Raw genomic sequence first — 25,016 nt, forward strand, 5'->3', positions numbered from 1 at the left:
CGCGGATGCGCCGCCTTTTCGTCCAGTTCTACCTGCTGCTGATGGCCTGCTTCCTGGTGGCCGTCATCATGGTCGGCCTGGTGTACAAGCAAGCGTCCAACGAGAAGGGCGAACGCTACCTGTCCGACCTCTTGCGCACCACGCTGTCGCTGATCGAGGCCGATCTGCGCGGCGTGCCGGAGGACCGCTGGAGCGAGACGCTGGCCAACGCCGACTACGGCTTCACCTTCCGCGTGAAGGTGGAGAAGATGAGCAACTACATCCTCGACGAAGAGTCGAGAGAGGCGCTCGACCGCGGCGAGATCGTGATGCTGGAAGACAAGTACCTGTTCCTGCAGAAGCTGCAGGACAGCAACTACCTGCTGGTGGCCGGCCCGCTGCGCTACCTGTTCTTCCTGCACCAGCTCAAATGGGTGGACTACGCGCTGCTCGCCCTGCTGGGGCTGTCGCTGGCGATACCGGTGTTCCTGTGGATGCGGCCGCACTGGCGCGACCTGGTGGCGCTGGAACGCACCGCCGGCCGGCTGGCCAACGGCGACCTGGCCGCCCGCGTCGACCTGCCGCCGCATTCCGGCGTCCACCACCTGGGGGTCGCCTTCAACCACATGGCCGACAATATCGGCGCGCTGATCAACAGCAAGAAGACGCTGACCAACGCTGTCGCCCACGAGCTGCGCACGCCGTTGGCGCGGCTGCGCTACCGGCTGGCGCTGCTGGAGGGCGATGAAGAGGCGCCGGAGCGGCAAGCCATCGAGCGCGACCTCACCGCCATCGACAAGCTGGTGGAGGAGTTGTTGTTCCACGCCCGGCTGGATCGGCCCGAGGCGCCGCTGACGCTGAGCAGCTTCAACGCGCTGCCCTGGGCGCGCGACCGCATCGCCGGCCAGGCGGCGCTGGCGCAGGAAATCCACTGGATAGAGCCGGCCGGCGAGGAACTCACCATCACCGCCGACGAACACCTGATCACCCGCGCGCTGGACAACCTGCTGTCCAATGCCCGCCGCCACGCCAACGCCGTCGTCGCCACCCACATCCTGGTCGACAAGCAGCAATGCTGCATCATCGTCGACGACGATGGCCCCGGCATCCCGGAGGCGGACCGCGAACGGGTGTTCGACCCCTTCATTCGCCTGGATGAAAGCCGCGGCCGCAAATCCGGCGGCCACGGCTTGGGGCTGGCCATCGTCGCCGGCATCGCCCGCGCCCACCGGGGCAGCATCAAGGTGGAAAGCTCGCCGATGGGCGGCGCGCGCTTTTTGCTTCGCTGGCCGACAGCCTGATGTACATTTTGTAACATTGAGATACATGCCTGCCCTAGACGCTACATCTTGCCACCGATAGCATTCGCCCTGAATTAGGACTTCATCGGGTCCGTTTCAACCCAATCGAAAGAAACTTAGGAGTTTCGTAAATGAAAAAGCTGGCTCTGCTCGCCCTGACCGCTGCTTTCAGCCTGGTGTCCGCTAACGGCTTCGCCGCTGAAAAGGCCGCCGCTTCCGCTCCGGCAATCCACAAGGCCAAGAAGGCCGAAAAGAAAAAAGTAGCTTCCGCTCAAAAGGCTCAAGCCGCCAAGGCTGACGCTTCCGCTCCGAAGGCCAAGAAGGCCAAGAAGCACGTAGCCAAGAAGGACGCTTCCGCTCAGAAGGCTCAAGCCGCCAAGGCCGACGCTTCCGCTCCGAAGGCCAAGAAGGCTCACAAGCACGCTGCTAAGAAGCACGCTGCCAAGAAAGAAGCTTCCGCTGCTCAAAAAGCCCAAGCCGCCAAGGCCGACGCTTCCGCTCCGAAAGCCAAGAAGGCCAAGAAGCACGTAGCCAAGAAAGAAGCCTCCGCTCAGAAAGCCCAAGCCGCCAAGGCCGACGCTTCCGCTCCGAAGGCCAAGAAGGCTCACAAGCACCACGCTAAGAAGCACGCTGCCAAGAAAGAAGCTTCCGCTGCTCAGAAAGCCCAAGCCGCTAAGGCCGACGCTTCCGCTCCGGCTAAAAAGGCTGCCCACAAGCACGCCAAGAAGCACGTAGCCAAGAAAGAAGCCTCCGCTGCTCAGAAAGCCCAAGCCGCCAAGGCCGACGCTTCCGCTCCGAAGGCCAAGAAGGCTCACAAGCACCACGCTAAGAAGCACGCTGCCAAGAAAGAAGCTTCCGCTGCTCAGAAAGCCCAAGCCGCTAAGGCCGACGCTTCCGCTCCGGCTAAAAAGGCTGCCCACAAGCACGCCAAGAAGCACGTAGCCAAGAAAGAAGCCTCCGCTGCTCAGAAAGCCCAAGCCGCCAAGGCCGACGCTTCCGCTCCGAAGGCCAAGAAGGCTCACAAGCACCACGCTAAGAAGCACGCTGCCAAGAAAGAAGCTTCCGCTGCTCAGAAAGCCCAAGCCGCTAAGGCCGACGCTTCCGCTCCGGCTAAAAAGGCTGCCCACAAGCACGCCAAGAAGCACGTAGCCAAGAAAGAAGCCTCCGCTGCTCAGAAAGCCCAAGCCGCCAAGGCCGACGCTTCCGCTCCGAAGGCCAAGAAGGCTCACAAGCACCACGCTAAGAAGCACGCTGCCAAGAAAGAAGCTTCCGCTGCTCAGAAAGCCCAAGCCGCTAAGGCCGACGCTTCCGCTCCGGCTAAAAAGGCTGCCCACAAGCACGCCAAGAAGCACGTAGCCAAGAAAGAAGCTTCCGCTGCTCAAAAAGCTCAAGCTGCCAAGAAAGAAGCTTCCGCTCCGGCCAAGAAAGCCGGCAAGAAGAAGGCCGCTTCCGCTGCCAAGTAATTCCAGTGCCGACGCCGTCTGATCACTCGGCGGCATAGCATTGCACGGGGCGCTTCGGCGCCCCGTTTCCATTTCCAGGTGCCACCACGATGAAGCTGCCGCGCATTGCCCTCTGCCTCGCCCTGATCCCCGCCCTCGCCCAATCCGCTCCGTTGAGCAAAGAGCACAAGATCCTGTTCTTCGGCAAGGACGACCGCGTGCTGGAAAAACCCGAACGCGCGCCCTGGCGCAGCGTCGGCCAGCTGGAAACCCGCTCCCGCACCATCTGCACCGGCACCCTGGTGGCGCCCGACGTGGTGCTGACCGCCGGCCACTGCTTCATCGACGAGAAAGGCCGTTTCGATCCCGCCACCAGCTTCACCGTCGGTCTGTGGGGCGACGAGTACACGGCGCTCAGCCGCATCAAGGAAGTGCAGGTGGACAAGACCTTCCTCAAAGGGCTGATCCGCAAGCGCGACGGCCTCTACATCCCGCCGCGCATCGCGCCGCGCGATTTCGCCTTCGTGCGGCTGGCCACGCCGCTGGGCAACAGCCAGGGCACGGCGCCGGTGTTCTCCGGCGACGCCCAGGCATTGAAAACGCTGCTGGCCTCGCAGCGCTGGACTATCACCCAGGGCGGCTACCCGGTGGACGATCAGCGCCACCTGCGGGTCCACCATGGCTGCAAGGCCACCGCGCTGCGCGACGACGGCCGCCTGACCCACCGCTGCGACACCCTGGAAGGCAATAGCGGCTCGCCGATCTTCGTCGTCGACGCCAAGGGCCAGGCCACCATCGTCGCCGTGCAAAGCTCGGCGCCGCCTGCCGCCCGCCGCAAGCTGGAAGACAATATGAGCGTATCCGCGCCGGTGTTCCAGAAAGCGCTGCAGGCCTTCATCGCCAAATCGGCCAAGAAATGAAAAAGCCGCCCAAGGGCGGCTTTTCTCTGTCCAGCGGATGTCAGGCCGCGGGCTTCAAGCTTTCAATGCCTGCCGCTGATGCTCCAGCAGCTCGGTAATGCCGTTGCGCGCCAGCGCCAGCATCGCCGCCATCTCCTCCTCGCTGAACGGCTCGCCCTCGGCGGTGCCCTGCACTTCAACGAAGCGGCCGCTGCCGGTCATCACCACGTTCATATCGGTTTCGCAGTCCGAATCCTCCAGATAGTCGAGATCCAGCACCGGCTGTCCCCGGTATACGCCGACCGATACCGCCGCCACCTGGTCGCGCAAGGGATTGACGCTCAGTTTGCCGGCACCGATCAAGCCCTGGATCGCGTCGGCCAGCGCCACATAGGCGCCGGTGATGCTGGCGGTGCGGGTGCCGCCGTCTGCCTGGATCACGTCGCAATCGATGACGATCTGGCGCTCGCCCAGCTTGGCCAGATCCGTTACCGCGCGCAAGGAGCGGCCGATCAGGCGCTGGATCTCCTGGGTGCGGCCGGATTGCTTGCCGGCGGCGGACTCGCGGCGCATCCGGCTGCCGGTGGAGCGCGGCAGCATGCCGTACTCGGCGGTCACCCAGCCCTGCCCCTTGCCCTTGAGAAAAGACGGCACCGTTTCCTCGACGCTGGCGGTGCAGATCACCTTGGTGTCGCCGAACTCCACCAGCACCGAACCTTCGGCGTGCTTGGTATAGGAACGGGTCAGACGCACGACGCGCATCGCGTCGGCACTACGTTCGGAAGGTCGCATGATGGCCTTTGGAGGAAGAAATATCGGTGGCGATTATAGCAGCCGCGCGCGCTCAGCTGTCCTTGCCCACCTGGCTGGCCAGTATTTCCTGGTGCATGGTCGCCAGATTGGACTCCAGGATCAGCCGGCCGCCCTTCTGCGGCGGCGTCTTTTCCGTGTCCAGCACATCGTCGCGCTCGCCCAGCGCCAAACCGTCTTCCAGCAGCGTCACCGCCACCGCCGACAGATTGTCGCCGCCGTTGCCCGCGCGGCGCTCGGCGACATTGATCAGCGCCGGCATCACCTGGTTGACGCTGCGGCCGGAGAACACTTTTTCCAGCTCGGCGTCCTGCACCTGCGACCAAAGGCCGTCGGTGCAGAGCATGATGGAGCAGCCCGGGCCGATTTCCTGCCGCTCGCCAATGTCGATGTCCGGCTCGCCCGAGGCCCCCAGGCAATTGTAGATCTTGTTGCGGTCGGGATGATTCTTGGCAGCCTCCTCTGTCAGCAGGCCCTGGTCGATCAGCCGCTGCACCTGGGAATGGTCGCGCGAGCGCAGACGCAGTCCTCCGCCATCAAGCAGATACAGCCGGGAGTCGCCGACATGGCACCAATACAGATAGCCGTGCTGCAAAATGGCCACCACCACCGTGGTGCTGGGCACGTCGGGCAGCCGGTGATCGGCCGCGTATTCCAGGATCACCTGATGCACCGAGCTGATGGCGTTCACCAGGAAGCGGTTGGGATGGCTGAGCGTCGGCGCCGCCTGCTGATAGAACAACTCGCACAGCAGATCCACCGTGATCTGCGCGGCGACCTCGCCGCGCATGTGTCCGCCCATGCCGTCGGCCATCACCAGCATCACCGTTTCCTGAGAATGCGCGATGGCCAGCCGGTCCTGATTGTAGCTGCGTCCCCCCACCCGGCTTTCCTGAAAGATAGAAAGCTTCATTCCTGTCCCTCTTTATGCCGGCCGCCGGCCAGGCCTTTTATCCAGCCCACCAGGCGATTGCCCTCTCCCGCGGCCAGGCGCTCCGGTTGGCTGTACTCCGTCTGCTGCAGGATCTTCTGAATCTCCAGCACCGATGCCGGCCGCTGGTTCGGCTCCAGGGACAGGCAACGGTCGCACAAGACGGTCAGCTCGCGTGAATACTGGCTACGGAAAGCCTGGCTGGCCGGCACCAGCAAATCCTGTTCTCGCCGCTCTCTGGCGGCCTGCGGCGTCTCACCGCCCATGCAGACGTACAGACAGGCGCCTATCCCGTAAATATCGGTCCATGGCCCCAGCGGCTGGTCTTTCTCGTACTGCTCCGGCGCGGCGAAGCCCGGCGTGTACATCGCGGCGAAATGCTTGTCCTTGCGCGACAGCGTCTGCCGCGAGGCGCCGAAATCCAGCAGCAACGGCACGCCGCTGCGCCGCAGGTAGATATTGGCCGGCTTGATGTCCAGATGCAGCAGCCGCTGGCTATGCACCTCCCGCAACCCTGACAACAGCGCGGCGAACCACTTGCGGATCAGCCTCTCCTCCATCCGCCCGCCAACCAATTCCAGCTCCCGCCCGAGCGAGCGGCCGTCGGCATACTCCATCACCATGTAGACCGTCTGGTTCGCCCGGAAGAAGTTGCTCACCCTCACCACCGCCGGGTGGGAGATGCCCGACAGCAAGCGACCCTCCTCAAAAAAGCACTTCAGCCCCAGATTGAACGCGTCGCGATCCAGTTCGTGCGGCACCGTTATCGCGCGGTCCTGCCTGCGCTCCGCCAGGTTGCGGGGCAGATATTCCTTGATGGCGAACTTGCGATCGTCATCATCCAAAGCCAGATAAACGATGCTGAAGCCGCCCACCGATAGTTGGCGCACAATCGTGTACTCGGCGAGCCGATAGCCTGCCGGAAGCGGAGTCTGCTTGCTGGATTGAGTCATCGAATGGCAGTTGTTATAGTGTCCACTGGCCCTGAATTGAGCTTAGCAAAGCAATTCGGGCCCAGCATTCGAAAATACCGATACAGGAGCTCCGCATGATATTGAGCATGACTGGCTTCGCCGCCGCCACCCGGGAATTCCCTGGCGGGATGTTGAGCCTGGAAATCCGCGCCGTCAATCACCGCTACCTGGACATCCAGATGCGCCTGCCGGAAGAGCTGCGGATCATCGAACCGCAATTGCGCGAACACATTGCCGCCCGCGTCACCCGCGGCAAGCTGGAATGCCGCGTCGGCCTCAATCAGGTGGACAGCGCCGCGCCGACGCTGGAATTGAACCAGGCGTTCCTGAGCCGCCTGCTGGAAGTCTCGCGCGAGGTGCAAAAGCAGAACGGCGAAAGCAAGGGCCTGTCGGTCGGCGAACTGATGCGCTGGCCCGGCGTGCTCAAAAGCAATGAGCTGGCGCCGGAAGTGCTGCACCAGCTGTGCCTGGACGCGCTGCAGACCGCGCTCGCCGACTTCAACGCCTCCCGCTCGCGCGAAGGCGAAAAACTGAAAGAGGTGCTGATCGAGCGCATCGAGGGGATGGACGCCATCGTCGCCGCCATCAAGCCCAAGCTGCCGCAGATTCTGGAAAACTACATGGCCAAGCTGTCCGGCCGCCTCCAGGAAGCGCTGGGCAGCGTGGACGAGGATCGGCTGAAGCAGGAGTTCGCGCTGTTCGCGCAGAAGATAGACGTGGACGAGGAGCTGTCGCGCCTGACCACCCACCTTTCTGAAGTGCGCCGCATCCTCAAGTCTGGCGGCCAGTCCGGCAAGCGACTGGATTTCCTGATGCAGGAACTGAACCGCGAGGCCAACACGCTGGGCTCCAAGTCGGTGTCCACCGACACGACCCAGGCCTCGGTGGAGCTGAAGGTGCTGATCGAGCAGATGCGCGAGCAGATCCAAAACATCGAGTAATCTTTCACGACGCGTCACGGCGTGTCAGCGAAACCACACAAGCCCCGCCAGCCGGGGCTTTATTCATTTCAAGTCGTGTCATTACGTGTCAACAAAGCGCATACTTTCCGTGTACCCAAGGGTGTACCCATAGCACTTTTCGCGGGGTCGTTTGGGTACACCCCCCTTATTCGCTGTTCTGAATTTTCCCGATCCAGCAGCGGCGCGGCTTTGAGGGGGCTACTCAGTATTCGAGGTGTGGACATGGGCAAGCTGACCGACATGCAGATCAAGGCCTGGATCAAGGCCGGGGAGCGATTCGAGGGCCGCGGCGATGGTGATGGACTCTGGCTGCGCTTTCGAGAGAACGACAAGGTGCCGGTCTGGCGCTACCGCTACAAATTCGCCGGCAAGTCCCGCACCATGCAGATCGGCAGCTACGCCGAGCTGTCGCTCGCCAAAGCCCGGGAAGCGTCCAAAGCTCTCACCGCTCGCGTGGCGCTGGGCCACGATGTCGCCGCGGAGAAACAGGAGAAGAAGTCCGCGGCCCTCGCCAAGATCGAGGAAGAGAAGAACGCCGTCACCATGCTGGCGCTGGCCAACGAGTACTACGAGAGGATGATCCTGGGCCGCTGGAAGCACCCGGACATCGTACGGCGCCGGATCGACAAAGACATCGGCCCCATGCTGGGCAAGATGAAGGTGGAGGACATCAAGCCCCGCCACATCGACGACATGCTGCAGACCATCGTCAAGCGCGGCGCGCCCACCATCGCCAACGACGTGCTGCGCTGGACCCGCCGCATGTTCGACTACGCCATCAAGCGCCACATCATCGAGATCAATCCGGCCAGCGCCTTTGACCTGGGCGACGCCGGCGGCAAGGAAGAGGCCCGCGAGCGCGCGCTGGGCCGCGACGAACTGGCCAAGCTGTTCCAGGCCATGAAGCTGGCCCGCGGCTTCAGCGTGGAGAATGACCTCTCCATCCGCCTGCTGTTGCTGCTGTGCGTCCGCAAGATGGAGCTGTGCGCCGCGCGCAAGGAAGAGTTCGACTTGCCGGCCAGCGTCTGGCACCTGCCCGGCGAGCGCAGCAAGACCGGCAAGCCTATCGACATCCCCCTGCCCGCTCTGGCGGTGGAATGGCTGCAGCAGCTGTTCGACCTGGCCGGCCCCAGCGACTGGCTGCTGCCGGCCCGCAAGATGCAGCACCGCATGGTGCCGCACATCCACGAGGGCACCATCGGCACAGCGCTGGGCAAGGTCAAGCCGCACATGCCGGACGTGGCGGCCTTCACCATCCACGATCTACGCCGCACCGCGCGCACCCACCTGGCGGAATTGGGCGTCGACCCGGTAGTGGCCGAGCGCTGCCTCAATCACAAGATCAAGGGCGTGGAAGGCATCTACAACCGCCACGACTACCTCAACGAGCGCCGGGACGCCCTGAACAAGTGGGCCGGGTTGCTCGATGCCCTGGACAAGGGCGAGGCCTACAACGTGACGCCGATTACCAAGGGCCGGAAGAAGTCGGGCTGATACCTGGCAGATCCACACCCAGCCAGCTCTCTGATTTTTAGTCAGGTGTACGACCATTGTCGTAAAACGGCCACACAATCATAAAAGCCCCGCTCAGCGTAATCGATGATCCCGCCCAAACCCGTCTGAACCCACCTGAACCCACCCGAACCCTCACGGAAAACCTCGAAACTTGTTACTTATTGCGTCTGAGTGCGTTTGGCGGCGGCACACACTCCATCCACAAAATCGCACTTCTTGACACGTAAGGCCACGTAGCGGCTCAATATAAATGTCCGCGTGAGATTTCTTTTTTTTTGTAAGGCGAAAAAGGAGTCTATATGCGACAGCAGCAAATCATCACCCTTCCCCAAACCGGCTTTGTTCGCTTGCCACTACTGATCGGCGAAGCCAAATCCGGCAAGCCCGGCGTTCTGCCTTTCTCTGCATCCACCCTCTGGCGCCGCATTCGCGCCGGCACCTTTCCCGCGCCCATCAAGCTATCCGATCGCGTTACCGCCTGGAAAGCCGAGGACGTGCGCGAGTGGCTGGACAGCCAGAACCGCGCGGCATGAGGTGACACGCAATGACGCTTGCCACCCCACACCAGCCGCGCCATAATTCCCTTGCGCTGGTCAATCCCAGCGTCGGGCTTGGCGGCCCGAACCATAAGGCGGACAGCCGCCTAGCGGCTATTTTTACGTCCGTCACCAGCCTTGGTGCGCCATTTTCTATGGTGGGCCTTGGTAGGGGCGTGCTTGCACGCGCCGGTTTCCTTATGGCCGGTCCGCCAACCTTACCTTGCGCCCACCACCCTCGCTTGGCGGCGAACGGTGGGCCTTCACGACATAAGGAGGCACCCCATGCCACGCATCACCCTGCGCGCGCTCCGCGCCCTACTCCCCGCATATTCCGTATCCATCGCCACGACGCCCAGCCGGGCCGAAGCCGCTGCACTCACGCGCCTGTTGGTGTCGCAAGGCCGCCGCGCAGTGATCCTACCCGCCAACTCCGGCTATCTGGTGCAGGAGGTGCGGTCATGATCCAGCTCGAGAACTCCATCCAGTTCCTGGCAGACAATCATGCGGCCTTCAACGAACACACTGCCGATAACGCGCTTTGCCTGCTGGCCGGGTCGCATGCCGAAGCCCTGCAAATGGAGGTTACCGCCGCGGTAACGCTGCTGGGCGAGCTGCTGACCAACTACCCCCGGGACGTCGGCGTAGACGACGCTGTACTGCAGCACCTGAGCGTGACCATGCGCTTGCTGGGCGCCGTCGGCCGCTTCGCCAGAGATGAAGCCGCCTTGATCGCCATGGCGCGCGCGCTGCCGGGGAAGAAAGGGGGCCGGAAATGAGCCAGAGCCTCCCCATGCCCCCCGTCAAACGCATTGGCACCATCACCGTACACCTGTTTGACAACGGCGTAACCGAAGCCATCTTTGAAAACCCCGGCCAGCCGCTGCAAAATGCCCTTGCCCAATGCATGGGACGCCTGATCCATGAGGCCGGCATCCAGGTAGAACAGGAGGCCCGCGCATGAACCCCAGCAACCTGATCGGCAGCATGGCCGCCAGCCTGCACGCCCTCAACGCCCCCTCGACGTGGAATGCCACCGCTGGATGCTGCATGCCCACCCTGCCAGAAGATGACGCCCACTTCTCCCAAAGCTGCGCCGAGATCACGCAAACCGACGTGGCCTACGGCCTGCAATGCTTGGGACAGCTACTTACCAGCTACCCCAGAGACATAGGCAACGAGGCCGAGCTGCTCCCACAAATTGGCAGCCTGCTACGTGTCTTGGGCGGGGGCCTCGAACTAGCCAACGCAACTGCACAGCTTACTGATGACCAGCTCGACCGACACGCGCAGCTAGTTCGCCAGGCCAGCTAAACCCTCCTCTCTGAACCTGCCAGCCCATGGCCGTCCACGGACCGCCATGGGCTGGGCAAACTACGCCCAAAGGGTACGCAATGAGCAACACATCTGAGCATATCCGCGCCGCGCTGGCACACATCGATGCGCACGAGCGGGAAACCTGGGTGGCCATGGCGATGGCGATCAAGTCCGAACTGGGCGAGGCCGGCTTCCCAATCTGGGACGACTGGAGCCAGACGGCAAAGAACTACCAGGCCAAGGCCGCGCGCAGCGTCTGGAAGTCGATCAAGCCCGCCGGCCGCGTCACCATCTCCAGCCTGTTCGCACTGGCCATCCAGCAAGGATACCGGCCCGAGCAGCCCTACCAAGCCCCTAGCCCGGAGGAGCGGGCCAAGCTGGAAACCGAGCGCGCCGTGGCCCAGGCCGAAGCCGAAGCGCTGGCCGAGCAGCAACGCCAGCAGGCCAGGACCAAGGCCGGCCGCTTGTGGGAGCGCGGCCACAGCATCAGCGCCGAGCATGGATACTTGGCCTGCAAGGGTATTGTGCCGGCCGGCGCCGCCCAGCTACGCGACATGCTACTGATCCCGCTGCGCGCCGGCGGCGAGCTGGTCAACCTGCAGATCATCAGCGCAGACGGCAGCAAACGCTTCCAGACCGGCGGCCAGGTCAAGGGCGCATCGCTGGTGCTGGGAAAGCTGCGCGACGCCGCCCAAGTGCTGCTATGCGAGGGCTGGGCCACCGGCTGCAGCCTGCACCAGGCGACAGGCCTGCCCGTCGTCGTCGCCTTCAATGCCCACAACCTGGTGACGATTGCAGAGCGCTTGGCCGCCACCCTGCCGCCGGCGGTGGAGGTGATCTTCGGCGGCGACAGCGACACCAGCCTCACCGGCCAGCAGGCCGCCGGCCGCGCCGCCCAGTTGCTCCAGCCGCGGGGCCGCTCCGTCGTGCCGGTGTTCACCGCCGAGCAGGTGGCCGCCTACCGCCAACAGCACGACGACAAACTGCCGTCCGACTTCAACGACCTGCACCAGCTCGCCGGCCTCAAAGCCGTCACCGATAGCGTTTTTCAGGATGACTCAAAAACAGTGGGAACACTGGGAACAGTGGGAACAGAACCGCTAAAACCAGCGCCAGATAAGGATTCCAGCCGTTCCCACATTTCCGTTCCCACTTCAGAGTGTTCCCACTTTTTCCCCGAAAATACCCCGCCAGCACCGGCTGACGGCTCCCCTTTTTTCGTGGTGGAAGGCATTCCCGGCCAGCGCGACGGCGTGTATTGGTTGCCGCCGGCGGAGGATGGCAAAGACCCGGCCACACCGTGGTGGCTGTGCTCGCCGCTGCACGTCCTGGCCGAGACCCGCGATGCCAGCCAATCGAATTGGGGCCGGCTGCTGGAGTGGCGCGACAACGATGGCCACCCGCACCGCTGGGCCTGCCCGGTGGAGATCCTGGCCGCCAGCGACACCGCCGAGTTCCGACGCGAACTGGTGCGCGGCGGGCTGACCATGTCGACCAGCCCGAAGGCCAGGCAAAAGCTGGTGGACTACGTGCTGAGCCACCGCAAGGCCGCAGCGACGCGCCTGCGCTGCGTCTCCCGCATTGGCTGGCACAACGTGCGCTATGTGCTACCCGGGGAGGTCCACGGCGAGCAGGATGGCGAAGGTGTCATCTACCAGGGTGCCGACAGCGGCGACTTTGACCGCTCCGGCACGCTGCAGCAGTGGCAAACCCACATCGCCGCCGCCGCGGCCGGTAACAGCCGCATCGTGTTCGCCATCTCGGTGGCCTTCGCTGGCGTGCTGGCAGACATGGCCGGCGAGTCGGGCGGCGGTTTCCACTTCGTCGGCACCACCAGCAAGGGTAAGACATCCACCTTGCTGGATCCGGCCGCCAGCGTTTGGGGCAATCCCGACCAGTTCGCCAAGAAGTGGCGCACCACCCAGAACGGGCTCGAGGGCCTATGCCTGGGCCGCAACGACAATCTGCTGATCCTGGACGAGCTGGCCCAGATCGCCCCGGCCGACGCCGGCGGCGCCGCCTACCTGATCGCCAACGGCCAGGCCAAGGCGCGCATGACCAAGGAGGGTGGCAACCGACCGGCGCACACCTGGCGCGTGATGCTGCTGTCGGCCGGCGAGATCGACCTGGCCCAGCACATGGCCGAAGCCGGCAAGAGCGCCAAGGGCGGCCAGATCGCCCGCTTGCCCGCCATCCCCGCCGATGCCGGCGCCGGCATGGGCACCCTGGAGCAGCTACACCAGCACCCCGGCGGCCAGGCCTTCGCCGACGCCATGAAGGCCTACTCCCGCCAGTACTACGGCACCGCCGGCCCGGCCTTCCTCGCCGCGCTGACACCTCCGGAATGCATGGATGAGATCCGACGCGACATCAAAGACGGGGTCACCGGCCTGATCGAGTATCTGGGCGTACCGGCTGGCGCCGCGCAGGAGGTGGGCCGCGTGGCCGCACGCTTCGCGCTGGTGGCCTTCGCCGGCGAGCTGGCCACGCGCTACGGCGTCACCGGCTGGAAACCCGGCGAGGCGGTACAGGCGGCCCGGCGCTGCTTCCGCGAATGGCTGGCCGAGAACCATACCGGCATGGCCGCCGACGACCGCGCGCTGTTCGCCCAGGTCAGCGGTTTCATGCAGACCCACAGCTCCACCCGCTTTCCGCCGCATGACGCCGCGCCGGAAGTGCTGGCCCGCTACCTGAACCGCGCCGGCTTCACCTTCATAGACGAGCAAGGCACACAGCAATTCTGGGTGTTGTCCGAACCCTTCAAGAAGGAGCTGTGCCGCGGCTACACCCCGCTGATCGCCGCCCGCTCGCTGCTGCGCGCCGGCTGGCTGCTCGCCGGCGACACCGAAGGCAACACGCGGCGCCACACCCGCAAGAAGCGGATCAAGGCGCTGGATTCCGCAACCGTGAACGTCTACGTGCTGACCAGCACGGTACTGGAGGGCGAAGAATGAACCTGCCGCAATGGCTCAATGCCACCATCCACCAGTCAGGAAAAAGCAGCCCAGAAGAGGCCAAAAGTGGGAACACGGGAACGTGGGAACAAAAAACGGGAACACCGGAAAGCCTTACCCCGCAAGGGTTTCAGGAAGTTGTTCCCACCGAAAAACAGTCACCCCAGAAAACGCTCTCAAGCCTCCCTCTGGAGGGGGGCGGTATCCCTTCGGCCGGTGATTTTGCCGCCGGCATCGTCACCGCGCTGGTGATGAGGCAGCCGATGCCGCCGGCCGCCCTGCCCGCCGATCTGCTGGAGCGGGTCAACCTGATCTGCAACCTGGAGCGCTGGCAGAGCGCCGACCGTGCCGAGTGGCTGGGGATGCTGCGCACACAGATCGAGCGCGACGGGGTGCCGGTGGCGGAGCTGGTGGCCGCGCTGGATGCCCACCTCGCGCGCCATCATGCTGGTGTGGGAGCTGACGACGACCGGGAAGCGATCGAGGAACGAGCCGCGATCATGGAACACGACGGTGGCTTGCCCCGTGCCGAGGCCGAGCGTCGCGCCAAGATGGCGAACGACTGCATGGCCTGCCGCCACTGGAAGGGAGAAGCTACCGTCCCGGATGCACGCCAGCGCGCGGCGCAGATGGTGGGCCTGCAGTCACCGCACCGCGGGAACTCAACACAAGGGATGTGCGGCGCCCGATACCGACCGTGGCGCATCTCCAACATGGCCAGCGAGGCCGATTACACCCGGTGGCACTTCATCGGGCAATGCGCCTTCCAACCGGCGCACATTCAGGAGCGCGCGGCTTGAGGAAGCCCGCGCCCCCTTCTCAGGAGAAACCCATGGCAAATGTCTCAAATGTCACACCTGAAAAACTGGAGCAATTCCTGCTGGTGCTGGCGGATACCGCCAACGTCAGCGCGGCGGCAAAGAAGGTCGGCATCTCCCGCCGTCACATGTACCGGCTGCGCAAAGATAACGAGGACTTGGCCGCCGCCTGGCAGGAGGCCATAGCCCTAGGCACCGCAGCCCTTGAAGACGAAGCCGTCCGGCGCGCCAAGGATGGCACGCTGAAGCCTGTGTTCTACAAGGGCGAGAAGGTCGGCACCGTCCGCGAGTACAGCGACACGCTGCTGATCTTCCTGCTGAAGGCGCGCGATCCAGAGAAGTACGCCGATCGCGTCAAGCAGGAGCTGACCGGCAAGAACGGCGGCCCGCTGCAGAGCGTGACCGTCAACACCATCGACCCCATGGAGGCGGCCAGGATCTATGCCGACCTGATGAAGTAAGGCCACGTGGACCTGTTACCGCCCAGCCCGCCGCGTGCGGGCTTTCTCGCGTCCTGGCTGGCTCATTCCTCTGTGGCGAAAACAAACCCCATGAAGGAGCTCATCCCGAGTTTTTTGAGTCCATAAAAAAAGGGGGATTTCGGGAGCAGTACGCGCAGGCGCGCGAAGGGGCAGCTGCTTTTCGAAAATACCCTCAGGAAGGGCCTGCCCCGTCCTAGGATCATCCCTCTCCCCCTACAGCTCAATATCAAATCTCTGCTGCAGATCCAGCATGAAGGCGCGAATTGCATCCCCACAGGCCACCTCATCGTGATCATCACCTGATCTTCGAATAGCACCAGTCACCCAGTTCGCACCATGTACCCGGTCAGGGTCATGCAAGACTGTCGTTACTCGTAAATTTCTACATTCATGCAGACCACCAAGATACTCATTGATCATTTGCAGCAAGGTATCGCGCGAAACAAGGCTCCTACTCATTTCCATCTCCTTATTGGGAAATGCAGACAGCATACCGATGTTAGATACTGGAGCAAGGTCCATCTTCGAAGGGAGCACTCCCATTTTCCGTGTACCCATGGGTGTACCCATAAGAAAAACGCGAATAGCTCGATCCTTTACAGGAAAGGATTTGAGCCATCTACTCAATAATCAGATCCAACATCGAGTAAGCTTGCATGACGCGTCACGGCGTGTCAGCGAAACCACAAAAGCCCCGCCAGCCGGGGCTTTATTCATTTCGAGTCGTACCGCGGCTGAGCGGAGAATCCTGTTTTCTCCAGACATCCTGCCCAGATGGGCTTAAATCTTCCAGAAATCTCTACTTTTCGCCGCTACGGTTTTGCAGAAGGGGGGCCGGGCAACCAAGCCATCCCCCAGACACCCGCAGATGCCTGAAACCTGCTGCCCTGGCGTTCAGCGCCTAATATAAGAATGGCTTTTTACATCCTCATGCAGGAGAAGGACAATGCTTTATCAACTGACAGTCCGGCAAAAGCTCTTCATCGGCTTTGGCTCAGTACTGATGATGCTGTTGGCCGTGGTGATCGTAGCGATGTTCAAAATGGACGGCATTCAGCAGAAATCGCGGGACATCATCGAAAATCGCTATCCCAAAGTGATGCTGATCGATCGCATCACGATCACTACCTTGGATATCGGCCGCAGCGTGCGCAATGCCATCATCACCACCGAGCCGCAAACGATCGAATCGGAAATCGCTCAGGTAGAAAGTCTGCGCGCGAAAAATACCGAAAACCTGAGCAATCTGGACAAGGTCGTGGTAACGCCGAAGGGCCGTGAGCTGATGGAGAAGGTAAAGCAGGCGCGCACCGTGCTGGGCCAGCAATACGCGCCTTTGTATCAACTGGCCCGCTCGAATAAAAACGGCGAAGCCTATGTTTTTCTGAAACAGCATTTCGCTCCGGCCAACAACGCCTTCATGGCGACGTTGCGCGAACTGGCCCAATACCAGGAAGAACGCATGCAGCAAGCGGTTCAGGACGGCCAGAACAGCTATGACCAGGCGCGCAACCTGATGGCGACGGTGGCGCTGCTGGCGCTGGCGCTGGGCGCGATGGCCGCTTGGTTCATCTCCCGCCTGATCACCATGCCGCTGCACCGGTCGGCGCAACTGGTGCAGCAGATCAAACAAGGAGACCTGTCCGGCGCCGACGAGCCGCTGCCGGTCGCGCGCGACGAGGCGATCACCATCGCCCGCGACATCCAGGAAATGCGCAAGGGACTGCGAGAGGTCGTGTCCAACATCCAGCAAAACGCACACAACGTGTCCAACGCCGCGCGCGAACTGGCCAGCATGTCGGAAGAAGTGGCCGGCGGCGCGCAGCGCCAATCCGAGGCCACCACTTCCGCGGCCGCGACCATCGAGCAATTGACGGTCAGCATCAACCACGTCGCCGACAACGCCGACCAGGCATCCGGCCAGGCGCGCGCCGCCGGCGAGCTGGCCAGCCGAGGCGGCCACAATGTGCAGGCCTCCGTCGGCCAGATCGGCACCGTGACGCGGTCGGTCTCCAGCACTTCGGAGCAGATGCGGTCGCTGACCGACGAAGTGCAACGCATCGGCAATATCGTCACCGTGATCCGCGACGTCGCCGACCAGACCAATCTATTGGCTCTGAACGCGGCGATCGAAGCCGCCCGCGCCGGAGAAATGGGCCGCGGCTTCGCCGTAGTAGCGGACGAGGTTCGGAAGCTTGCGGAGCGCACCACCAGTTCGGCTCAGGAAATCACCCAAATGATAGGCGCGATCCAGCAGAACGCCCACCGGGTGGTGGACAGCATGGCGGGCAGCCTGACCAGCGTGGAAGCGGTCTCGGGCAGCGCCAACGAGGCGAGCAGTTCGATGCAGGAAATAGAGAGCAGCACCCAATCCATCGTCGGCACCATCGCCAGCATCACATCCAGCCTGGCGGAGCAACGGGCGGCCAGCCTGACCCTGGCGCAAAACATGGAACAGGTGTCGCAGATGGCGGAACAGAACAGCGCCACGGTGGAGGAGCTCGCCACCACCTCCAGCGAGCTCAACGCCCTGTCGCAGAACCTGCAGCATGTCACCGCCCGCTTCAGGCTGTAAAAGCCGGTCTGGCAAGCAGGGCGCGGACATGGCTCCGCGCCCTGCCCGCGCCGCCGCACAAACATCCCTGGCCGGAATGAATGGCCGCGAGAACCGCGGGCTAGTCTCGATCGCCAGCCGTCAGCGGTACCACTGAGCCACGCCGCGATGTCCGGAACAGGCGCCGCGATGATGGAGGCTGAAGCTGTAACTGCCATCGCGGCAGCGGGCGGTCGCGTTGGCCGGCCTGCTCTTGGCGTGAATGGGTTTATGCACCCGCGCGCCATCATGATTGACGTAGCTGTCTTCGGTCACCAGATTGCTGGCCCCCGCCACTCGCTTGGCCATCGCCGGTTGCCAGGATAAGGCCAATACCGCCGCCAACACGGCGACTCTCGCTGCTGCCAACATTCACGCTCCTTGAGATTCGATGCCGCGAAGGCGGCATTCAAAACTTAACCAAACTATCTCGAGCATGATAATCCATGGAAAATCAGATAGAAACGCTCCGTTTCTTGCGGCCGCCATGCCACGGTCAAGGATATGGGATGGGCATTTACAAGCCGGCCCTTCTTTTTTACCTTTATTCGCAGCGTAAAATCGCAGAAAATGAGGTTTTACTCCTCTTGAAAGAATCATCGCCATGACCAAAGCCGAACTGATTGCCCTACTCTCCGACAAGTCCGGCCTGACCAAAGCCGATGTGCTGCGCGTTCTGGGCGCTTTCGACGAAGTGCTGCTGGATACCCTGGCCAGCAACGGCGAGATCAGCATCGTGGCCGGCAAATTCAAGGTCAAGGAAACCTCCGCCCGCACTGGCCGCAACCCGAAGACCGGCGAAACCATCCAGATCGCCGCCAAGCGCAAGGTTTCCTTCGTCGCCAGCAAGCAGCTGAAAGACCGCATCGCCTGATGCGCGCATGAGCCGGATATGAAAAAGGGCCGCGATATCGCGGCCCTTTTGCTTGAAGGCGTAAAACTCAGTTCTGCTGCCAGATCAATCTGGCGATGGCGGAAGAGTCCAGCTCGCCGTCGCCTTGCGCCACCAACTGGTCTATCAGTTGCATCGTGCGCTCCGCCGCCGGCAGGCGGATGCCCTGCTCGCGCGCGGTATCGATCACGATATGCATGTCCTTGGCGTGCAGCTTGGCCTTGAAGCCCGGCGCGTAGTTGTCGTCTATCATCCGCTGGCCATGCACATCCAGCACCCTGCTCTGGGCGAAACCACCCATCAACGCCGCCCGCACTGGGGCGGGATCCACGTCGCAGGCCTTCGCCAGCTTGACGATCTCGGCAACCGCCGCCACCCCCACTGCCACCGCGATCTGATTGCAGGCCTTGGCCACCTGGCCGGCGCCGCTGGCGCCGATGTGGGTAATGGTCTGGCCCATCGCCTGCAGCGCCGGCCGCGCCTTATCCAACGCCTCGGCGCTCCCCCCGACCATGATGGTCAGCGTGCCGTTGATCGCGCCGACCTCGCCGCCCGACACCGGGCAATCCAAGAAGTCGATGCCCTTTTTCTCAAGCGCGGCGGCGATGCGGCGCGCGCCGTTGGGCGCGATAGTGCTCATGTCGACGCATACCAGGCCAGGCCGGGCGCCATGCGCCACGCCCTGCTCCCCTAGCAGCACCGCCTCGACATCAGCAGTGTCCGACACATTGGTCACCAGCACGTCCACCTGGCCAGCCAGCTCGGCCGGGCTAGCCGCCCAGACTGCGCCGGCCGCCAACACCTCCTCCGCGCTCTGCCGCTTGCGCGCCCACACGCTGACGTCAAAACCCGCCTTCAACAGATTGAGGACGCAGGGACGCCCCATGATGCCCAGACCGATATAACCGATGCGCATTCCGCTCTCCGATAGAAAAACAGCGATCGGACGAGGATAGGGGATTGTCGATGACGGCGCCAGAGGCGCTCAGGGATTGCCTGCGGGCTCGCGGCGTCCGGCCGACCAGTCTTCGAACGCCGTGTCCTTGCCGCCGGCCTGGCGCTCCAGGTAATAAATGAAAGCCAGGATCTCGGCGACGGCGCGGTACAGCTCGGGAGGAATATGCTTGTCCAGGTCGACCTGCATCAGCAGCGATACCAGCTCAGGCGAATCGTGGACGAATACGCCTGCATCCTGCGCGCAATCGATGATGCGCTGGGCCATCTGGCCGTACCCCTTGGCCACCACCCGCGGCGAATGCTGGCCCTCCCGATAGGACAGGGCGACCGCCGAGCGGCGTTTGTCGTCATTCTGCTGATTCATGCTGCTTCACTACCAGGCTGGCCAGATTCAGACCCGCGGCGGCCATGCCGCTCTGCAAGCGGGCCGCGTTGCGCTGTATCATCTGCCCGGTTTCGCCTTCGTCGGCGCTGAACATCACTTGCACCGACTGCCCCACCATCCTCAACCGGACCCCCATGCCGCCCAAAGACGGCAACACCAGCGACAGGCTGGTGTTCCACACGGGAATCTCCTCCTCCCCGCTGCCTTGCCTCTCGTTCTCGGCTTTTTCCTGCTCGATCTGCAGTTGCATCGGCTGCCCCGCCCAAGCCAGGCCCTGAAACTGCATCGTCCGGTTTTCCAGGCCATCCAGCTGGCGCTGCACCAAGCTGCCCAGCTCCTGCATCTGCGGCTTGAACTGGCTGCTTTTCTGGTCATCGTCCAGAATGTGCAACGGCACGCTCAGCTTGGCTTGCGGCTCAAGCTTCAGATGCTCCAGCGGGTGCTGGCCATTGCTGAAATCCTTCAGATGGGACTCGTAAAACAGACCGCTCTGCTTGACGTCCTGCTGCAGCTGCCTGGCTACCTGGGCAGGCTGCTGCTGGGCAACATCCAGCTGCAAGGGCTTGCCGGCAGCCCGTGCGGAGGCGCCTGCCGCATCCGGCGTTGCGGACTCGGAAGACGTAAGCAGCGCGGTCAGGTAACGCGACGCCTGGCTGAGCTTGACCGCGACCGAACCGTCCTGCGGCGCGGCGGCGGCACCATCCTTGCCGCTGTCCAGCAAGGCAAAGGTCAGCGATGGCTGCAGCGACACCACCCGCAGATTGAGGGTATCCCCGGAAGGGTTGGCACCTTGCGGGAGGCTGAGCGTGAACAGCGCGTTCTTGATCAGCACCGCCAGCTGATTATTGCCCAGCTGATCGGCCACCTTAGCGGTCAGCAGCTCTCCCACCATCAACGACGGCAGCTTGGACGGCTGGCTGAGCGCCTCCAGCAGCCGGGAGCCGTCTATCGAAGTCCTCGGCTGATTGGCGGTTGGCGCCGATCCCTGCGTGCTGACGGGAAGGTTGGTGGGCAGCGATGGAATCATGAAGTCGGACTGTTGCGGTAAAGGGATACGATCAATTCCGCCTCGCTGCGGGAGATGCCGCAACGCGAAGCGACTTCGGAGGCGGTCAGGCCCTGGCGGATCATTTCTATCGCCTGATTATACGGGCTCAGTCCGGGATCGCCCTGATTGCGGCTCTCCGCTCTCGATTGCAGACGGGAGACATCGCGCTGCAAAGCGCTGATCTGCTGCTGCAGCTGATCCAGATACAGAGAGGTGACGCTGTCGCGCTTGCTTTCCAGTCTCTGCAGCCGGCTGTACACATAGACAACCGCCGCCGCCAGCACGAGCCATAACAAGACCATCAGATAAGGGAAGAAGGCGCCGGACATGGAAGTTGCCCCCAGGAAGAAATCCGCACTGACTTAAGTGTATGGTGAAATATGGCGCAACCCAAGCCAAAACCAGGCGTGAAAACTCGCCGGCCACTCAGCCCTTGTACTGACGATGAAGCTTGGAGCTCTGAGTCAAGGAGCGCAGCTCATCTTTGACCTGATGGGCCCAACCCGACAATTGCAATTGAGTTTCCTCTCTGACGATAAGCACTCTGCGCAAGGTCTCCCTTTGCTCTTCGCTCAAGCTATCGCGCCCCCCTTGCTCCAGCTCCTTCAGCAAGCGCTGCACACTGGCTTCGCTCTGGCCATAGAGCTGGGAAAAACGCGGACGATCACGCAGATTCGCAGCCTCCAGCAGTTGCCTGGTCAACGGCTCCAGCTCTTCAATCAGACTGGCCAATGCGGCGTTCTTGGCTTTCGGCTTCATCCTTGAAACTAGCCCCCCGCCGGCCTTACGGCATCCGCAGTTTGCGCGGAGCTGGCCCGATCGACCTGCTGCCAAGCGGGAAGAATGGTCTCCAGCAAGTTTCGAACTTCCGCCAGAATGTCCTTGTCGTTCTTCAAGCTGGCTTTCGCCAACCTCAACTTCATGTAAAGGTACAAATCATTGAGGTTGGCAGACGCTTCCGAGCCTTGCTCCAAATCCAAAGCGATCCTCAAGCCCTCCAGAATATCAACCGTCTTGGTGATCATTCTGGCCTTCTCATCGAAACGGCCATTATCTATGGCCGTGCCTGCGGCATGCAGCGCCTTGATCGCCCCTTCATAAAGCATCACGACAATGCCCACGGGACTAGCGCCATAAACGGCAGCTTTCAAGGCATCGTTAGCATATGCCTGATTAAACTGCTTGAGCATTCGGGAATTCAGCATGGCTCACCATCATTTCTGAAACAACCGGACAGCCCCTCGCCGTCCGGCCTGCAACTTTACCTGCTGGAAATCAGGTTGAACAAGCTCGCGGAGCCTGACTGCATCTCTGCCAATGTCTTGTTCAAAGCCGTATATTGCCTGACCAACTGCGCCTGCTTCGAGTCCAGCCTGGACTGCAACGAACTCTGCAGCTGGGTTTCCGTGCTCGCCTTCGACTTGATTGTCGCCTTACTGGTTTCAATCACGCCTTTGGGATCCAGCATGCCATTGATAGCAGTGTTGAACCTCTGGGCAAAGCCAGTGTTCGCGGAATTGCCAAACAGATTCGTCACCGCCTGCTTGTCTTTTTTCATCGCGTCATTGAACGCGGTCTGATCCAACTTCAATGTGCCGTCTTTTTGCAGCGAAATGCCTGCCTGCGACAAATAGGCGAATGAATTGACCGGATCAACGCCTGCGACAGGAGTAGACAACACCTGTTGCAGCTTGTTCTGGATATCCAGGATCGAAGCATTGCCCTTCATCGCGCCACTACGCGCGGCCTTGACATCGCTGACGATCTGGTTGTAGGCATCGATGAACGACTGCAGATTCTTGGACACGCCTGCGCTGTCCGGCGACATCGAAACCGTGAACGAGCCTTTTTTATAGAGGTCAATCTCCACCCCCGGCACCGCGCTGGTCACCTTGTTGCTGCCGGCGGTGATGGCCACGCCATTCACTGTCAGTTTGGCATCGGCCGCGTCCTGAGACTCGGTGGCAGCCGTGTCGGTTTGCGACAGGCCGGCCAGCATGGAGCCGCCTGGCTTGCCAGAATCGCTGCTCCCCGTACCGCTGACGATCTTGAATTGATTGTCGGTACCGGATTCCACTGAATTCAGCACCAATTTGTACGTGCCGTTGTTCTGAACGATTGAGGCGTTCACCCCGATGCCAGCGGCATTGATCTTGTCGTTGATGGTCTGCAAAGACACGGCCTCGTCAGGCTTGCTTCGCAAAGTGACTGTCTGCGTCTTGCCATTAACCAGAAAGGAAATGGAATCCGGCGCTGAGTCGATCTTCTCCTTCGGGTCCTTGATATTCGGTTTCGTGTCCGTAGGACTCAAAGCTCCGACATGATCGAACACCAACTGGCGGCTCGTCGCCAAGTTGTCGACATTCACCTGATAGGTGCCGGAACTGCCTCCGCTGGTCGTAGAAACCGACCCCATCGAAGCATCGCTGACAGTGGCCTTGAACACCTGCAAAAAGCGGCCAGACGACAAACCAGTCAACGCCGTCTGCAAAGCGGATAGCGAAGAGCTGAGCTTGCCCACGGTACTGAGCTGGGTGTTGTATTGATCAGCGCGCTGCAGGCTTTCATTGAGCGGCCTGCGCTCTATCGACATCAATTGGCTGACAATGCCTTGTACATCCAATGCACCCACGGAACTGGTAATGGCTGCCATGTCATCCCCATGTTTAGCCGCATCAGGACAAAGGGATCAGGCTTTGTCCTTCAGCAAAAGGCCCTTGAAGTCGCCTATCGCCTTGGCGATGCGCAATGCTTCTTCGGACGGAATCTGACGAATAACCTTGTTGTTCTCTTTGTCGACGACCTTGACCACAGTGGCGCCAGTCTCCTTGTCGACAGAGAACAGCAAGGAGCTGTTATACAACGAAGCCGTGTTGTTCAACTGCTTGACCGAATCTTCCAGCTGCTTGGTCAAAGATTGCTGTTTTTGCTCCGAATCCCCCGTCGCTTGTTGCTGCTGGTTCTGCCCAACCGCGGCAACAGCTTGGGTCGTGTCCGCCAACACCGGCTGGCTTTGATCAGTCGCAGGAGCTTGCGCCAGCTCGACCAGTTGCTGACGCTGTACTGGAGCGGATGCCGTCGGGACGGAAGGCGATAAGATGGAAGGGATTTGCATGATCACGCTCCTCGTGACCGCAGCTCCGGCTGCCCAACCGGAGCTGCGACTGGCTATACCATCAGTCTACTACTGTTACTGCAGCAAAGTCAGGGCTGCTTGGGGCAGGGTATTCGCTTGTTTCAGGATGGAAGCACCCGCCTGCTGCAGAATCTGGTTCTTAGTCAGGTTAGCCGTTTCCGACGCAAAGTCCACATCCACGATGCGGCTGTTGGCTGCAGTCAGGTTTTGCACGTAGTTTTGCAGGTTCGCCACGACAGCGTCAAACCGGTTCTGCACCGCACCCCAAGTGGAACGCACGGTCGAAATTTCCGCGATATCCGAATCCAGAGCCGACAGCACGCCGGACGCGCCGGACTGCGTCGTCACGCTGATGGTGCCGGTAGCGCTCAGCGAGGAGTTGTAGCTACACAGCACGCCACCGGAGGTCAAGTCCACCGAGGAGATCGACACCTGGTTATTGGCCGCGCCGGAAGAGCCTACCTGGAAGGTCAGGCTGCCGCCACCGGACAGCAACTGGGTGCCGTTGAACTGCGTGGTCTGAACGATACGCGAAATTTCCTGAGTCAGCTGGTCCACTTCGTTTTGCAGCTGCGAACGGTTAGTGTTGCTGACCGAGCCGTTGGCGGACTGAACCGCGATTTCACGGATACGCTGCAGGTTGTTGGCGATCTGACCCAGCGCGCCTTCAGCGGTTTGCCCGACGGAAATGCCGTCGTTGGCGTTGTTGACCGCTTGGTTGTTGCCGCGGATCGCAGCCGTCAGCGTCTGCGAAATCGCCAGACCGGCCGCGTCGTCCTTGGCGCTGTTGATGCGCAAGCCAGAGGACAGACGTTGCAGCGACTTGGTCAGCGCCATCTCCGAATGGTTCAGGTTTAGCTGCGCTTGCAGCGAGGATACGTTGGTGTTGACGGTAATGGCCATGATGACTCTCCTGATACTCAGTGTGGGCAAAGAGGCTTGCTTACACTGCTTATCGGCTAGCGCATTCCGAACTTTATGGTGAAGGTGTGAATTTTCACACTTGACACGCCATCAACACCAAAATCCCGCTTATCTCATCCTGCCGCTCCTGTTCGATCTTTCCTACGCATCCGCTTGGCGAC

General features: G+C 62.0%; 30 protein-coding genes. 15 read left to right on the forward strand and 15 right to left on the reverse strand.

What is annotated here, in order from left to right; genetic code table 11:
- Positions 1–5 precede the first annotated feature (5 nt).
- From rstB to ACY3GB_RS09985, 3 genes are all read left to right on the forward strand, one after another.
- On the forward strand, positions 6–1,280 hold the full coding sequence (rstB, locus tag ACY3GB_RS09975; RefSeq protein WP_463088584.1) for a two-component system sensor histidine kinase RstB: 1,275 nt from the start codon (positions 6–8) through the stop codon (positions 1,278–1,280).
- A gap of 131 nt (positions 1,281–1,411) precedes the next feature.
- A complete protein-coding gene (locus tag ACY3GB_RS09980; RefSeq protein WP_463088585.1) occupies positions 1,412–2,743 on the forward strand; it encodes a hypothetical protein in 1,332 nt (443 codons plus the stop codon).
- An 89-nt stretch (positions 2,744–2,832) separates the two neighbouring features.
- Positions 2,833–3,642, forward strand: coding sequence for a trypsin-like serine peptidase (locus ACY3GB_RS09985; RefSeq protein ID WP_463088586.1), 810 nt, complete (start codon positions 2,833–2,835; stop codon positions 3,640–3,642).
- 54 nt (positions 3,643–3,696) lie between these two features.
- Here the strand turns inward: ACY3GB_RS09985 and rph are convergent, their stop codons facing one another.
- Genes rph through ACY3GB_RS10000 form a run of 3 tightly spaced genes read right to left on the reverse strand, consistent with a single transcriptional unit; the run spans position 3,697 to position 6,315 of the window.
- On the reverse strand, positions 3,697–4,413 hold the full coding sequence (gene rph, locus ACY3GB_RS09990) for a ribonuclease PH (RefSeq protein WP_463088587.1): 717 nt from the start codon (positions 4,411–4,413) through the stop codon (positions 3,697–3,699).
- Between the two features lie 52 nt (positions 4,414–4,465).
- Positions 4,466–5,344 carry a PP2C family protein-serine/threonine phosphatase gene (locus ACY3GB_RS09995; protein WP_463088588.1) on the reverse strand — a complete coding sequence of 293 codons (879 nt, stop codon included), beginning with the start codon at positions 5,342–5,344 and terminating at the stop codon, positions 4,466–4,468.
- The gene (locus ACY3GB_RS10000; protein ID WP_463088589.1) at positions 5,341–6,315 is read right to left on the reverse strand and encodes a serine/threonine protein kinase; all 975 of its coding nucleotides are present in this window, start codon (positions 6,313–6,315) and stop codon (positions 5,341–5,343) included. The genes ACY3GB_RS09995 and ACY3GB_RS10000 overlap by 4 nt, the downstream gene beginning before the upstream one ends.
- Before the next feature lie 95 nt (positions 6,316–6,410).
- On the opposite strand from ACY3GB_RS10000, the gene ACY3GB_RS10005 reads away from it, so the two are divergent.
- The 10 genes from ACY3GB_RS10005 to ACY3GB_RS10050 all read left to right on the forward strand — a co-directional run bounded on the left by ACY3GB_RS10005 (position 6,411) and on the right by ACY3GB_RS10050 (position 14,899).
- Entirely contained in the window at positions 6,411–7,277 is an 867-nt protein-coding gene (locus ACY3GB_RS10005; RefSeq protein WP_463088590.1) for a YicC/YloC family endoribonuclease, read from the forward strand.
- A 243-nt stretch (positions 7,278–7,520) separates the two neighbouring features.
- Entirely contained in the window at positions 7,521–8,792 is a 1,272-nt protein-coding gene (locus tag ACY3GB_RS10010) for a tyrosine-type recombinase/integrase (protein WP_463088591.1), read from the forward strand.
- Between the two features lie 320 nt (positions 8,793–9,112).
- Positions 9,113–9,346 (forward strand): helix-turn-helix transcriptional regulator, encoded by a 234-nt coding sequence (locus ACY3GB_RS10015; protein ID WP_463088592.1) that lies wholly within the window; start codon positions 9,113–9,115, stop codon positions 9,344–9,346.
- A 288-nt stretch (positions 9,347–9,634) separates the two neighbouring features.
- Positions 9,635–9,814 (forward strand): hypothetical protein, encoded by a 180-nt coding sequence (locus ACY3GB_RS10020; RefSeq protein WP_463088593.1) that lies wholly within the window; start codon positions 9,635–9,637, stop codon positions 9,812–9,814.
- Positions 9,811–10,128 (forward strand): hypothetical protein, encoded by a 318-nt coding sequence (locus tag ACY3GB_RS10025; protein WP_463088594.1) that lies wholly within the window; start codon positions 9,811–9,813, stop codon positions 10,126–10,128. Before ACY3GB_RS10020 ends, ACY3GB_RS10025 begins: the two co-directional genes overlap by 4 nt.
- The gene (locus ACY3GB_RS10030) at positions 10,125–10,313 is read left to right on the forward strand and encodes a hypothetical protein (protein WP_463088595.1); all 189 of its coding nucleotides are present in this window, start codon (positions 10,125–10,127) and stop codon (positions 10,311–10,313) included. Before ACY3GB_RS10025 ends, ACY3GB_RS10030 begins: the two co-directional genes overlap by 4 nt.
- Positions 10,310–10,663 (forward strand): hypothetical protein, encoded by a 354-nt coding sequence (locus ACY3GB_RS10035; protein ID WP_463088596.1) that lies wholly within the window; start codon positions 10,310–10,312, stop codon positions 10,661–10,663. The genes ACY3GB_RS10030 and ACY3GB_RS10035 overlap by 4 nt, the downstream gene beginning before the upstream one ends.
- An 80-nt stretch (positions 10,664–10,743) precedes the next feature.
- A complete protein-coding gene (locus ACY3GB_RS10040; protein WP_463088597.1) occupies positions 10,744–13,620 on the forward strand; it encodes a DUF927 domain-containing protein in 2,877 nt (958 codons plus the stop codon).
- On the forward strand, positions 13,617–14,420 hold the full coding sequence (locus tag ACY3GB_RS10045) for a hypothetical protein (RefSeq protein WP_463088598.1): 804 nt from the start codon (positions 13,617–13,619) through the stop codon (positions 14,418–14,420). Before ACY3GB_RS10040 ends, ACY3GB_RS10045 begins: the two co-directional genes overlap by 4 nt.
- Positions 14,421–14,452: 32 nt before the next feature.
- The gene (locus ACY3GB_RS10050) at positions 14,453–14,899 is read left to right on the forward strand and encodes a hypothetical protein (protein ID WP_463088599.1); all 447 of its coding nucleotides are present in this window, start codon (positions 14,453–14,455) and stop codon (positions 14,897–14,899) included.
- Between the two features lie 234 nt (positions 14,900–15,133).
- On the opposite strand, the gene ACY3GB_RS10055 is transcribed toward ACY3GB_RS10050, so the two are convergent.
- Positions 15,134–15,379: a hypothetical protein gene (locus ACY3GB_RS10055; RefSeq protein ID WP_463088600.1), complete on the reverse strand. Its 246-nt coding sequence runs from the start codon at positions 15,377–15,379 to the stop codon at positions 15,134–15,136.
- 487 nt (positions 15,380–15,866) lie between these two features.
- Here ACY3GB_RS10055 and ACY3GB_RS10060 point away from each other — a divergent pair, with 487 nt between their 5' ends.
- Positions 15,867–17,495: a methyl-accepting chemotaxis protein gene (locus ACY3GB_RS10060; RefSeq protein WP_463088601.1), complete on the forward strand. Its 1,629-nt coding sequence runs from the start codon at positions 15,867–15,869 to the stop codon at positions 17,493–17,495.
- A gap of 120 nt (positions 17,496–17,615) precedes the next feature.
- Here the strand turns inward: ACY3GB_RS10060 and ACY3GB_RS10065 are convergent, their stop codons facing one another.
- Both ACY3GB_RS10065 and ACY3GB_RS10070 read right to left on the reverse strand, forming a co-directional pair.
- Positions 17,616–17,885 (reverse strand): DUF3761 domain-containing protein, encoded by a 270-nt coding sequence (locus ACY3GB_RS10065; RefSeq protein ID WP_463088602.1) that lies wholly within the window; start codon positions 17,883–17,885, stop codon positions 17,616–17,618.
- A complete protein-coding gene (locus tag ACY3GB_RS10070; RefSeq protein WP_463088603.1) occupies positions 17,886–18,119 on the reverse strand; it encodes a hypothetical protein in 234 nt (77 codons plus the stop codon).
- Here ACY3GB_RS10070 and ACY3GB_RS10075 point away from each other — a divergent pair.
- Positions 18,118–18,387: an HU family DNA-binding protein gene (locus tag ACY3GB_RS10075; protein WP_021475323.1), complete on the forward strand. Its 270-nt coding sequence runs from the start codon at positions 18,118–18,120 to the stop codon at positions 18,385–18,387. The genes ACY3GB_RS10070 and ACY3GB_RS10075 overlap by 2 nt on opposite strands.
- Positions 18,388–18,454: 67 nt before the next feature.
- Here the strand turns inward: ACY3GB_RS10075 and ACY3GB_RS10080 are convergent, their stop codons facing one another.
- The 9 genes from ACY3GB_RS10080 to ACY3GB_RS10120 form a co-directional block, all read right to left on the reverse strand.
- Complete coding sequence (locus ACY3GB_RS10080) at positions 18,455–19,321, reverse strand: NAD(P)-dependent oxidoreductase (RefSeq protein ID WP_463088604.1); 867 nt, start codon at positions 19,319–19,321, stop codon at positions 18,455–18,457.
- 69 nt (positions 19,322–19,390) lie between these two features.
- Complete coding sequence (locus ACY3GB_RS10085) at positions 19,391–19,726, reverse strand: EscU/YscU/HrcU family type III secretion system export apparatus switch protein (RefSeq protein ID WP_046168351.1); 336 nt, start codon at positions 19,724–19,726, stop codon at positions 19,391–19,393.
- Positions 19,710–20,774 carry a flagellar hook-length control protein FliK gene (fliK, locus tag ACY3GB_RS10090; protein ID WP_463088605.1) on the reverse strand — a complete coding sequence of 355 codons (1,065 nt, stop codon included), beginning with the start codon at positions 20,772–20,774 and terminating at the stop codon, positions 19,710–19,712. The genes ACY3GB_RS10085 and fliK overlap by 17 nt, the downstream gene beginning before the upstream one ends.
- Positions 20,771–21,124, reverse strand: a complete 354-nt coding sequence (locus ACY3GB_RS10095; protein ID WP_463088606.1) for a DUF2802 domain-containing protein — start codon at positions 21,122–21,124, stop codon at positions 20,771–20,773. The genes fliK and ACY3GB_RS10095 overlap by 4 nt, the downstream gene beginning before the upstream one ends.
- A 97-nt stretch (positions 21,125–21,221) precedes the next feature.
- The gene (locus ACY3GB_RS10100; RefSeq protein ID WP_463088607.1) at positions 21,222–21,554 is read right to left on the reverse strand and encodes a flagellar protein FliT; all 333 of its coding nucleotides are present in this window, start codon (positions 21,552–21,554) and stop codon (positions 21,222–21,224) included.
- An 8-nt stretch (positions 21,555–21,562) separates the two neighbouring features.
- The gene (fliS, locus tag ACY3GB_RS10105; RefSeq protein ID WP_463088608.1) at positions 21,563–22,000 is read right to left on the reverse strand and encodes a flagellar export chaperone FliS; all 438 of its coding nucleotides are present in this window, start codon (positions 21,998–22,000) and stop codon (positions 21,563–21,565) included.
- 56 nt (positions 22,001–22,056) lie between these two features.
- The gene (gene fliD, locus ACY3GB_RS10110; protein WP_463088609.1) at positions 22,057–23,448 is read right to left on the reverse strand and encodes a flagellar filament capping protein FliD; all 1,392 of its coding nucleotides are present in this window, start codon (positions 23,446–23,448) and stop codon (positions 22,057–22,059) included.
- 36 nt (positions 23,449–23,484) lie between these two features.
- Entirely contained in the window at positions 23,485–23,910 is a 426-nt protein-coding gene (locus ACY3GB_RS10115) for a flagellar protein FlaG (protein WP_463088610.1), read from the reverse strand.
- A 75-nt stretch (positions 23,911–23,985) separates the two neighbouring features.
- Entirely contained in the window at positions 23,986–24,834 is an 849-nt protein-coding gene (locus tag ACY3GB_RS10120; RefSeq protein WP_463088611.1) for a flagellin N-terminal helical domain-containing protein, read from the reverse strand.
- Positions 24,835–25,016: the final 182 nt, after the last annotated feature.

The organism is Chromobacterium sp. Ag138 (genome assembly GCF_055181315.1).